This is a genomic window from Mangrovibacter sp. MFB070, assembly GCF_000705335.1.
GTDB classification, from domain to species: Bacteria; Pseudomonadota; Gammaproteobacteria; order Enterobacterales; family Enterobacteriaceae; genus Mangrovibacter; species Mangrovibacter plantisponsor.
This window is the reverse complement of sequence record NZ_JJMI01000022.1, coordinates 445,942-456,535: the sequence shown is the minus strand read 5'-3', so window position 1 is coordinate 456,535 and position 10,594 is coordinate 445,942. Positions and strand designations below refer to the sequence as shown.

11 protein-coding genes are annotated in these 10,594 nt (G+C 50.9%); 5 read left to right on the top strand and 6 right to left on the bottom strand.

Annotated elements, in window-relative coordinates:
* Positions 1 to 407 precede the first annotated feature (407 nt).
* Entirely contained in the window at positions 408 to 1,214 is an 807-nt protein-coding gene (gene xthA, locus DT73_RS11420; RefSeq protein WP_036108496.1) for an exodeoxyribonuclease III, read from the top strand.
* Positions 1,215 to 1,246: 32 nt separating this feature from the next.
* Positions 1,247 to 1,663 (top strand): pyrimidine (deoxy)nucleoside triphosphate diphosphatase, encoded by a 417-nt coding sequence (locus DT73_RS11415; RefSeq protein WP_036108494.1) that lies wholly within the window; start codon positions 1,247 to 1,249, stop codon positions 1,661 to 1,663.
* On the opposite strand, the gene DT73_RS25530 is transcribed toward DT73_RS11415, so the two are convergent.
* The 4 genes from DT73_RS25530 to DT73_RS11400 form a co-directional block, all read right to left on the bottom strand.
* A complete protein-coding gene (locus tag DT73_RS25530; protein WP_072006944.1) occupies positions 1,620 to 1,898 on the bottom strand; it encodes a YnjH family protein in 279 nt (92 codons plus the stop codon). The genes DT73_RS11415 and DT73_RS25530 overlap by 44 nt on opposite strands.
* On the bottom strand, positions 1,822 to 3,792 hold the full coding sequence (locus tag DT73_RS11410) for a DNA topoisomerase III (protein WP_051691350.1): 1,971 nt from the start codon (positions 3,790 to 3,792) through the stop codon (positions 1,822 to 1,824). The genes DT73_RS25530 and DT73_RS11410 overlap by 77 nt, the downstream gene beginning before the upstream one ends.
* 3 nt (positions 3,793 to 3,795) lie before the next feature.
* The gene (selD, locus tag DT73_RS11405) at positions 3,796 to 4,839 is read right to left on the bottom strand and encodes a selenide, water dikinase SelD (RefSeq protein ID WP_036108490.1); all 1,044 of its coding nucleotides are present in this window, start codon (positions 4,837 to 4,839) and stop codon (positions 3,796 to 3,798) included.
* A gap of 118 nt (positions 4,840 to 4,957) precedes the next feature.
* A complete protein-coding gene (locus DT73_RS11400; RefSeq protein WP_036108489.1) occupies positions 4,958 to 5,509 on the bottom strand; it encodes an NAD(P)H nitroreductase in 552 nt (183 codons plus the stop codon).
* A 175-nt stretch (positions 5,510 to 5,684) separates the two neighbouring features.
* Here DT73_RS11400 and sppA point away from each other — a divergent pair, with 175 nt between their 5' ends.
* The 3 genes from sppA (at position 5,685) to pncA (ending at position 9,448) form a co-directional block, all read left to right on the top strand.
* Positions 5,685 to 7,535 (top strand): signal peptide peptidase SppA, encoded by a 1,851-nt coding sequence (gene sppA / locus DT73_RS11395; protein ID WP_036108486.1) that lies wholly within the window; start codon positions 5,685 to 5,687, stop codon positions 7,533 to 7,535.
* A 246-nt stretch (positions 7,536 to 7,781) separates the two neighbouring features.
* On the top strand, positions 7,782 to 8,795 hold the full coding sequence (gene ansA / locus DT73_RS11390) for an asparaginase (RefSeq protein ID WP_036108483.1): 1,014 nt from the start codon (positions 7,782 to 7,784) through the stop codon (positions 8,793 to 8,795).
* 11 nt (positions 8,796 to 8,806) lie between these two features.
* Positions 8,807 to 9,448 carry a bifunctional nicotinamidase/pyrazinamidase gene (gene pncA, locus DT73_RS11385; protein ID WP_036108481.1) on the top strand — a complete coding sequence of 214 codons (642 nt, stop codon included), beginning with the start codon at positions 8,807 to 8,809 and terminating at the stop codon, positions 9,446 to 9,448.
* A 191-nt stretch (positions 9,449 to 9,639) separates the two neighbouring features.
* Here pncA and DT73_RS11380 read toward each other — a convergent pair whose 3' ends face one another.
* Positions 9,640 to 9,921, bottom strand: coding sequence for a YeaC family protein (locus DT73_RS11380; protein WP_036108819.1), 282 nt, complete (start codon positions 9,919 to 9,921; stop codon positions 9,640 to 9,642).
* Between the two features lie 44 nt (positions 9,922 to 9,965).
* Entirely contained in the window at positions 9,966 to 10,379 is a 414-nt protein-coding gene (gene msrB / locus DT73_RS11375; RefSeq protein WP_036108474.1) for a peptide-methionine (R)-S-oxide reductase MsrB, read from the bottom strand.
* Positions 10,380 to 10,594 lie beyond the last annotated feature (215 nt).

The window sequence follows — 10,594 nt, the reverse complement described above, 5'->3', positions numbered from 1 at the left end:
TCAAATGTTTTATTTATGTAAAAAAAGGATTACTGATAACTAATGTAGATTGCAGGGAACGTGCCAGCCAATAGAAAAAAGTGAATAACGCAGTTTGGAAAACCAAAAATCAACAAGTTACAAAGCTCTCCATTCACTTTTTTTGCATAAAAAGTGAATAAATTTACATCAGGCCGCCACTTACAAGATAAAAAAAAGAAAATATATGCATGTATAAAAGATCATGCTGATTCTGTGATCAGGCGTGGAATATATTCACCAGAAATGGGCATTTTCAGTGCAGCACGCACCAGTCAGGTGCAAAAACCTTTCACATCAAGAGCAGTAAACTGTCAGGAATGAAGAGCACAACCCAGGGTTTTCTGTTAACATCCCGTTTTAAATTTGTTTCAGGGCGGAGCAGAGCGATGAAATTTATCTCTTTTAATATCAATGGACTGCGTGCAAGACCACACCAACTGGAAGCCATTGTGGCACAACACCAGCCAGATGTGATTGGGCTACAGGAAACCAAAGTGCACGACGACATGTTTCCGCTCGAAGACGTCGCAAAGCTGGGTTATCACGTGTTTTACCACGGGCAAAAAGGCCATTATGGCGTTGCCCTGTTAACGAAAGCGGAGCCACTGGCAGTGCGGCGGGGTTTCCCGGGTGACGACGAGGACGCCCAACGGCGCCTGATCATGGCAGATATCCCAACCGCGCTGGGAACACTGACAGTAATTAACGGCTATTTTCCACAAGGTGAAAGCCGTGAACATCCGGTGAAATTCCCGGCTAAACAACGTTTCTACGCCGATCTTCAGGATTACCTGACCACATCACTTAACAACACCAACCCGGTGCTGATTATGGGTGATATGAACATCAGCCCTACAGATAACGACATTGGTATTGGTGAAGACAGCCGTAAACGCTGGCTGCGCACAGGCAAATGTTCCTTCTTGCCGGAAGAGCGTGAATGGATGGCTCGCCTGCTGGAGTGGGGCCTGGTTGATACTTTCCGTGCCGCTCACCCGGATACCCAGGATAAATTTTCGTGGTTTGATTACCGCTCCCGTGGCTTCGACGAAAACCGCGGGCTGCGTATTGACCTGTTGCTTGCCAGCCAACCTCTGGCCAGCCGTTGCACGGGAGTCGGGATTGATTACGAGATCCGCGCAATGGAAAAACCCAGTGATCATGCACCTGTATGGGCTGAATTTTCACTCTAAGTCCAGTATCACGAATCCCCGGGGAGAAACAGATGAACAGGGTTGAGGTGGTTGCAGCCATTATAGTGAACAATGGCAAGCTGTTGCTCGCGCAACGCCCTCCCCAGGGTGGCCAGGCGGGCCTGTGGGAGTTTCCAGGTGGGAAAATTGAGCCGGGTGAAACACAACAACAGGCTCTGCAACGGGAACTGCATGAAGAGCTGGGCATAAACGCACAACCAGAAAGCTATGTAACCAGCAACAGCCACCCAGTCAATGGCAGGCTGATTCAGCTACATGGCTGGTATGTGCCCTGTTTTACCGGTACCCCGGTTAACCGGCATCATACTGCACTGGTATGGGTAACTCCGCAGGAAGTCTGCCAGTATTCACTGGCACCGGCAGATATCCCCATACTCGATGCGTTTATGGCTTCACCCGCCGCCACATTAGCGGGTTTGTGCCCATAACCCGGTCATCACGCTGGCACTGCAGTAAAACCCCTTCCATTTTGATGACCGCACCTTCCGAATAGTTCTGGTTCTGGTAGATACAGCACTGGTTACACGGCGGAGTTTGCTGCTGCCCTTGTGTGGTGAAGACCTCAGAAGGGACATTTACTTGCACGTCAGGCTGCCGGTTCTGGGCGGCTGCCCCCAGACTTACGCCCAGCACGAGGCTTGCGGCGAACAGATGCTTTACCATGGTTTCCCTCTGCTTTCCCACTTGTGGCGCCCTGCGTAGCCCGAATACCACGAAACTGTGCTGGCTGTGCAGACCGCGCCTGTTCAATAAGTTGATGTAAGGTTGCAACCAGCGGTTGCATAAAATCCTGATACCGGCACTGTTTCTCACTAATTTGTGTAAGCACAGACTCCCAGTGTGCTGTCATATCTGGCCGACCGGCGCTTTCCGGAAGCGAATGAATCAGTGCGCAGCCGGCCGGCGTCGCATGTATATAGCGCCCTTTTTTCTCCAGAAAACTCCGCCGAAACAATAACTCAATGATCCCGGCACGGGTTGCCTCTGTACCCAGCCCATCAGTTGCACGCAGAATTTTCTTCAGTTCTTTGTCCTGAACAAAGCGCGCAATACCAGTCATGGCAGAAAGTAATGTGGCATCAGTGAAATGGCGCGGTGGCTGGGTCTGCCGCTCCACAACTTCACCGGATTCACATAACAATGTGTCACCTTCACTCACCACCGGTAATGGCATACCATCGTTTTCTTCATCACGCTCTTTGCCACCCAGTAATACACGCCAGCCGGCATCAGCCAGAAAACGGGCTTTGGCGATAAACTTCCCCCCCGCAATATCCAGCTCAATAACACATTTGCGGTACCAGGCATCAGCACAGAACTGCATAAGGTATTGTCGGGCGATCAGTGTATAAACATTAGCTTCATTTTCAGAAAGCTTCACTGAGGCAGTGCGGGCTGTGGGAATAATGGCATGGTGCGCATCCACTTTCTTGTCATCCCAACAGCGGTTACGCCGCTCGGGATCCACTGCGGGCTGCGGGATCAATGAAGCAGCATGCACACCGATAGCATTCAGCACTGCATGGCGGCCAGCAAAATGTTCCTCAGGCAAGTAACGGCAATCAGAACGCGGGTAGGTAATCAGTTTGTGGGTTTCGTAGAGTTTCTGGCAAATATCCAGCACATTCTGGGCACTGAGCCCAAAACGTTTTGCCGCTTCTATCTGCAAAGCAGAAAGCGAAAAAGGAAGTGGTGCGATTTCAGATTCACGTTTATCACTGTAGCTTGTTACCTGAGCCGGCTTACCGGTAATGCGGGCGACAACATGGTCGGCCAGCGGGCGGTGTAACAGGCGCCCTTCTTCGTCCTGCCAGGGCTCACAGGAATCGCTGGGCTGCCAAATAGCAACAAAACGCTCACCCTGAGGGGTAACAATGTGCGCCCGGACTTCAAAAAAATCCCGAGGTACAAAATTCGCTATCTCTTCATCGCGCCGCACCACCAGCCCCAGAACTGGAGTTTGTACCCGGCCAACAGACAAGACACCTTTAAACCCGGCCCGTTGCCCTACAAGAGTCCATGCTCGTGTCATGTTAATACCGTAGAGCCAGTCTGCACGGGACCGTGCCAGTGCGGATACACACAGCGGTACAAACTCACTGTTATCACGCAGCCGCCCAATGGCCCGCTCAACCGCCTGAGGATTGAGGTCATTTATCAGGCAGCGTTTAACCTCACGACGCTTTTGCGGCGCAAGTTGCAGGTAATCGAGAACTTCATCAACCAGTAGTTGCCCTTCACGGTCCGGGTCACCAGCGTGAACCACTTCACTGGCTTCACCCAGCAGGCGCTCCACAACCTTAAGCTGCCGGGCGGAAGCGGCCCTTGGGCGCAATTGCCACTTTTGCGGCACAATAGGCAGATCGTTCAGATTCCAGCGGGAAAACCGCGCGTCATAACCATCGGGTTCTGCCTGCTCCAATAAATGACCAATGCACCAGGTCACCGTCTGGTTATCACCACAGGCAATAAAGCCATCGCCTTTGCGGTGTGGCTTTGGCAAAACATCGGCAATAGCACGCCCAAGGCTGGGTTTTTCAGCAATAAACAACCGCATAGATTAACGAATCTCAATCATAGGGCGCCCGGCTCGTGCGGTTTTCAGTTCACCAATCGCCTGCAGTGTAATGCCGTGCTGTTCAGCAACAGCAGTTACCTCAGATTCCGCTTGTGGGCTGACGGCAAGCAACAAACCACCAGACGTTTGTGGGTCACAGAGCAAATTACGCCATGCAGCTGGCATTTCCCCCATTAAGTGCCCATAGCTTGAGAAGTTACGGTCAGTGCCGCCGGGCACACATCCCTGAGCGATATATTCCTCAACCCCGGGTAAGGCTGGCACCTGGCTGTAGACTAACTCTGCCTGAACACCTGCCCCCTGGCACATTTCGCTTAAATGCCCCAGCAGGCCAAAGCCGGTTACGTCAGTCATGGCTTTTACCCCATCCAACGCGGCAAAATCTGCACCTGCTTTGTTCATCCGGCACATCACCTCAGTGGCAAGGCCAACATGTTCAGGTTGCAACAGCCCTTTTTTCTCTGCCGTTGTCAGCACACCAATCCCCAAAGGCTTGGTCAGGTATAGCTGGCAACCCGCACTGGCCGTTGAGTTTTGTTTCACGCGTTCCGTTGGCACCACACCCGTAACAGCCAGCCCAAAGATAGGTTCAGGGGCATCAATTGAATGCCCCCCCGCCAGTGCAATACCAGCTTCCCTGCAGGCAAACCGCCCACCATCAACCACCTGTGCGGCAATTTCCGGTGCCAGTTTGTTGATGGGCCAGCCCAGAATAGCAATCGCCATAATTGGCTTGCCACCCATAGCATAGATATCACTGATAGCATTGGTTGCAGCTATGCGGCCAAAATCAAAAGGGCTATCGACAATCGGCATGAAAAAGTCAGTTGTACTGATGATGCAGGTTCCATTGCCCAGGTCATAAACTGCGGCATCGTCGCGGGTCTCATTGCCAACCAGCAAATGCGGGTCGCAAAATTTTTCCTGCTCTGAATGAAGAATGGTTTCCAGAACTTTTGGCGAGATTTTACACCCACAACCAGCGCCATGGCTGTATTGTGTTAAACGAATGGGATTTTCACTCATGGACAATCTCCTGTCAGTCTCTTTGCCCGCTATGGTAACGATTCTCTGACAGAGAGGTAAGTATGACTGTCTGAATAATTACAATTTTGCTTATCTATCAGACAGTCATAGCAATAACTCAGAAATGTCGGACGAAATTTGTCATATCCGGAGCCGCAACAGTTGGCGCGGCTTTTAATTGTGGCGTTCCTAAATACAAAAAGCCGACAATTTTATCCTGCTCGCGGCAGGCCATGGCTTCACGAACCTGTGAGTGCTCAGTCCACGCCCCGGTTCTCCAGATGCCGTTATACCCTTGGGCCACTGCAGCCATCTGCATTGCCATGACAGCGCAACCGGCAGACATTTCCTGTTCCCACACTGGCACTTTGGGGTGCGCTTCGCAATGTGCGATAACAGTGATAATCAGCGGTGCCCGGAACGGCGCATTCTTTGCTTTGTCTACTGCTTTTTCATCCATTTTGTCTGCCAGAGCAGCCTGTTCCAGCAGAGAACTGAAACGGTCACGCCCCTCGCCTTCGATCAGCACGAAACGCCACGGTTGAAGTGCGCCGTGATCCGGAGCCCGCATCCCGGCCCGTAATATTTGTGCCAGCGCATCACCTTGCGGTGCGGGTTCTGCCAGCCGTGAAGCGCTGCGGCGGTTAACCAGTAATTCCAGTGCGTCCATCTGTTAGCTCCTGTGTTAATTTTTATTCACAAAATTAACACAGCAACAGGTTTTGTTACAGCGTCCACCGCGATTCATGCTGACAACTGCGCGCGAGCTATTTAGGATAATCACACTGTACGGTGCAGCACTGAATCCGAACCAGCGAGCCCACCGAAATTGATATGGAGAATACATGCGCACTCTTTGGCGAATTATTAGTGGTTTTTTTACATGGACATGGCGTTTGCTAAGCTTTTTTCGCAACCTGGTACTCAACCTGATCTTTATTCTGGTGGTACTGGTTGGTGTTGGTGTGTGGTACCAGTTACGCACGCCTCCGGAGGTACCACAGCGTGGTGCCCTGCTGCTGGATGTCACAGGGGTGATTGTCGATAAGCCTTCAGTGACCAACAAGCTTGGTATCATCAGCCGCCAATTGTTGGGTGCCAACTCCGACCGCCTGCAAGAAAACTCACTGTTTGATATTGTGGATGCAATTCGGCAGGCAAAAGATGATCACAACATCACCGGTATCGTACTGGATTTAAAAGACTTCGCCGGAGCCGACCAGCCTTCCATGCAGTATATTGGCAAAGCGTTGCGCGAATTCCGGGACAGCGGCAAACCGGTAATTGCCTATGGCAGTAATTACAGCCAGGGCCAGTATTACCTGGCAAGCTTTGCCAATAAAATTTATCTGGCTCCGCAGGGTACTGTTGACCTGCACGGTTTTGCCACCAGCGGGCTTTACTATAAATCTCTGCTAGATAAGTTAAAAATCACCACTCATGTTTTCCGGGTTGGTACTTACAAATCTGCAGTTGAACCCTTTATTCGTGATGATATGTCACCTGCGGCTCGTGATGCAGACAGCCGCTGGATCGGCGAGCTATGGCAAAACTACCTGAATACACTTGCAGCTAACCGAAATATTACGGCACAACAAGTATTCCCTGGCGCACAGGCTTTACTGGCAGGCTTACAGCAAACCGGCGGCGATACTGCCAAATATGCGCTGGATAACAAACTGGTCGATGAGCTGGCAACCCATGCTCAGGTTGAAAAAGCGCTGACCAAACAGTTCGGCTGGAGTAAAAAAGACCACCAGTTCCGTGCTGTCAGCATTTACAACTACCCATTACACACACCGTCTGATGCCGGTGGAGCCATCGCGGTCATTTTCGCGAACGGTGCCATTATGGATGGCCCGGAAACCCAGGGGAACGTGGGGGGCGATACCACTGCCGAACAAATTCGTGAAGCACGCCTGGATCCGAGCGTTAAAGCGATTGTGCTGCGGGTGAACAGCCCTGGTGGTAGTGTCAACGCCTCTGAACTGATTCGTGAAGAGCTTGCTGCTGCGCGCCAGGCTGGCAAACCCGTCGTTGTATCTATGGGTGGTATGGCGGCTTCTGGGGGGTACTGGATTTCCACACCGGCCAATTACATTATTGCCAACCCGAATACGCTTACGGGCTCAATCGGCATCTTTGGTGTAATCAACACCGTCGAGAACAGCCTGAATGCGATTGGTGTTCACTCTGACGGGGTATCAACTTCCCCGCTGGCGCAGGTCTCCATGACCCAGGCTTTACCGCCTGAAGTGCAACAGATGATGCAACTGAGTATTGAAAATGGCTATAAGCGCTTCATCACACTGGTTGCACAGTCACGCCATAAAACGCCGGACCAGATAGATCAAATTGCTCAGGGGCATGTCTGGACCGGGCAGGATGCCAAAAATAATGGTCTGGTTGACAGCCTGGGTGATTTTGACGATGCACTGAAAAAAGCGGCTGAGCTGGCCAAACTTAAACAGTGGCACCAGGTTTATTACCAGGCTGAGCCCGGTATGCTGGACAAAGTGATTGGCATGTTCGATGGTTCGGTTAGAGCGATGCTCCCCGATGCACTGCAGGCCATGCTCCCTGCCCCGCTGGCAAGTGCCAGTAAGGAAATTATGGCGCAGAGTAACAGCCTGGCCCTTTTTAATGACCCACGGCACCGTTATGCCTGGTGCCTGAACTGTTCAGACATTCGTTAATCAGGTAATCAGCCCGGTAGATCCGGGCTCAGATTGATGAAAAAGAAGGAAAAAGCGTGGTTTTTCCTTCTTTTTAGTGAGCAGCCGAAAATCAATAAATTGATTTTCCTGGTTTTTTATTGGGTGACATCCTCTCGTTCTGTGCGGACATGAGGTTTGTCATCAGACTCAGCCCGGTAGATCCGGGCTGATTTTTTGGTAATTCCTCTCTATACTGCGCCTGTTTATGCACCCCAGGGCTCTGATATGCAAAAAAAATCCATTTATGTCGCTTACACCGGCGGCACCATCGGTATGCAACGTTCTGAGAATGGTTACATACCCGTATCTGGTCATTTACAGCGCCAGCTCGCGCAAATGCCTGAATTCCACCGGCCAGAGATGCCTTCGTTTACCATTCATGAATACCAGCCGCTGATGGATTCATCCGATATGACGCCTGAAGACTGGCAGCATATTGCCGATGATATTGCCGCACACTATGACGAATATGATGGTTTCGTTATTCTGCACGGCACTGACACCATGGCATTCACCTCTTCAGCACTCTCGTTTATGCTGGAAAATCTTGGTAAACCCGTGATTGTCACCGGTTCGCAAATCCCCCTTGCTGAACTGCGTTCCGATGGGCAGATAAACTTGCTCAATGCGCTATACATTGCGGCAAATTATCCTGTTAACGAAGTGACACTATTCTTCAATAACCGCCTGTATCGTGGCAACCGGACAACCAAAGCCCATGCGGATGGTTTTGATGCTTTTGCATCACCTAATCTGCCACCGTTACTGGAGGCTGGCATTCATATCCGCCGTCTCAACACCACACCAGCCCCGTCAGGGCTTGGGGAATTGCAGGTACACCCAATAACGCCGCAGCCGATTGGGGTAGTCACTATTTACCCGGGTATCGCGGCTGACGTGGTGCGTAACTTTGTGCGCCAGCCTGTGAAGGCACTGATCCTGCGTTCCTACGGTGTGGGCAATGCACCTCAAAACCCGGCATTCACTGAAACATTACAGGAAGCCTGTGACCGGGGTATTGTTGTCGTCAACCTGACACAGTGTATGTCTGGTAAAGTCAACATGGGAGGCTATGCTACTGGAAATGCGCTGGCACAAGCGGGTGTTATTAGTGGCTACGATATGACCGTGGAAGCGACGCTGACTAAGTTACATTACCTGCTCAGCCAGAACCTGGACAGTGAAACGATACGCCAGCAAATGATGAGCAATTTACGTGGTGAACTGACCCCGGACTGATGGAGGTTTGCATGGTGCACAGAGCCTTATTACTGGTTGATATCCAGAATGACTTTTGTGCCGGGGGCGCACTGGCTGTTGCTGATGGTGACGCCACCGTTGAGGTTGCCAACCAGTTGATTAAATGGTGCCGGGCCCGCGGAGAAATTGTTATCGCGTCTCAGGACTGGCACCCGCAAGATCACGGTAGCTTTGCACGGGTACAGGGTGCAGAGCCCTTCACAACAGGTATGCTGGATGGGCTGGAGCAAACCTGGTGGCCGGATCATTGTGTTCAAAACACGAAAGGCGCTGAACTGCATCCGTTACTGAAACAAGAAGCCATCGCCGCCTGTTTTCAGAAAGGCGAGAATCCGCTGATTGACAGCTACAGCGCGTTTTTTGACAACGAGCACCGGCAAGAAACGCAGTTACACGCCTGGCTCCAGCACTACCATGTCGGCCAACTGATTATTATGGGTCTGGCTACGGATTACTGTGTCAAGTATACGGTGCTGGACGCACTCAAGCTGGGCTACCAGGTTGCCGTTATTGTTGACGGTTGCCGGGGGGTTGAAATGCAGGACGGTGACAGTATCCGTGCGTTTCAGGATATGGCTTTTGCCGGTGCAACTCTCTATACACTGGAAGACTGGTTAGAAGTCCACAATTGAGGCCACTGGCACGCCATTGTGCTGGCAATCACTGTTATGGCAGACAATGGCCTGTTTTTTGATATTCGCGCGAGCCTGCACATCTGGCTCGCGTTTTTATTGGCAGGCGCCCGGCACGGTAAAAAGTGACAATGTCACGCAATACAGTTTAGCAAGCAGGTACATTTCCTGATGCCAGGGTAACAATATTGTTAGTCTTGTGGTTTCAGAGTCACAATTGATGACGTTTCAATACCGAACTCCGCTTTCAGTTGCTGTTTGCTTTTCATCATAATCTGCCCGTCGGTACCAATTGTCATATGTTCCGGGTCAGCATTGGTTCGCTGTTGCCAGAGCATGACCAGTTGCAGGCAGTTTTCTTTTTGCTCCTGAGTCAGGGGAACACCATCTGGCCACTTTCCCAGCTCCACAGCTGTTGCCAGACGCTGATAAATTTCCGGTGTCATTGTGGATAATACGGTCTCAAAATCCATCATCATTTCTCTCCTTGCTGGAATAATTTGCTGAAACGTTTCAATCAGCCTTTTGTCTCTTCACCAGACTGCCCGTCGGTAAAACTCAGCGAAGCGGAATTCACGCAATAGCGTTCGCCAGTGGGACGTGGGCCATCAGGAAATACGTGCCCTAAATGTGCGTCGCAATGCGCACAACGAATTTCTGTGCGCTGCATACCGTGTGAATAGTCATTCAGATAACGAACTGCATTGCTGTCGACTGGCTCAAAAAAGCTCGGCCAGCCGCAACCAGAATCGTATTTTGTTTCAGACCTGAAGAGTGGCGCATTGCACACCAGGCAGTGATACAGGCCATCACGCTTATTGTGCAATAATTGCCCGGTAAAAGGGGGTTCCGTGCCACGTTCCTGAGTAACATAAAATTGCATTTCAGTCAGCGTTGTTTTTATATCGTCATTTTGGGATGAATTGCTCATAGGTGCACTTCCGGCATTAATGGGTTTATCAAATTCTCTCAAGGATTCTAACAAAACATTAACACTCAAGGCGCGACTTTTGTTCTAAACTGTAGCCTGTAAAAGCGACGCAATTTCATTTGTGATCTACGTCACATTATTCTATAGAGCTGACTTTAAAATTCTGGGCGCAGTCCCCATAGAGACTTGTAGCCCAAATGGATGAAGAGGCAGTC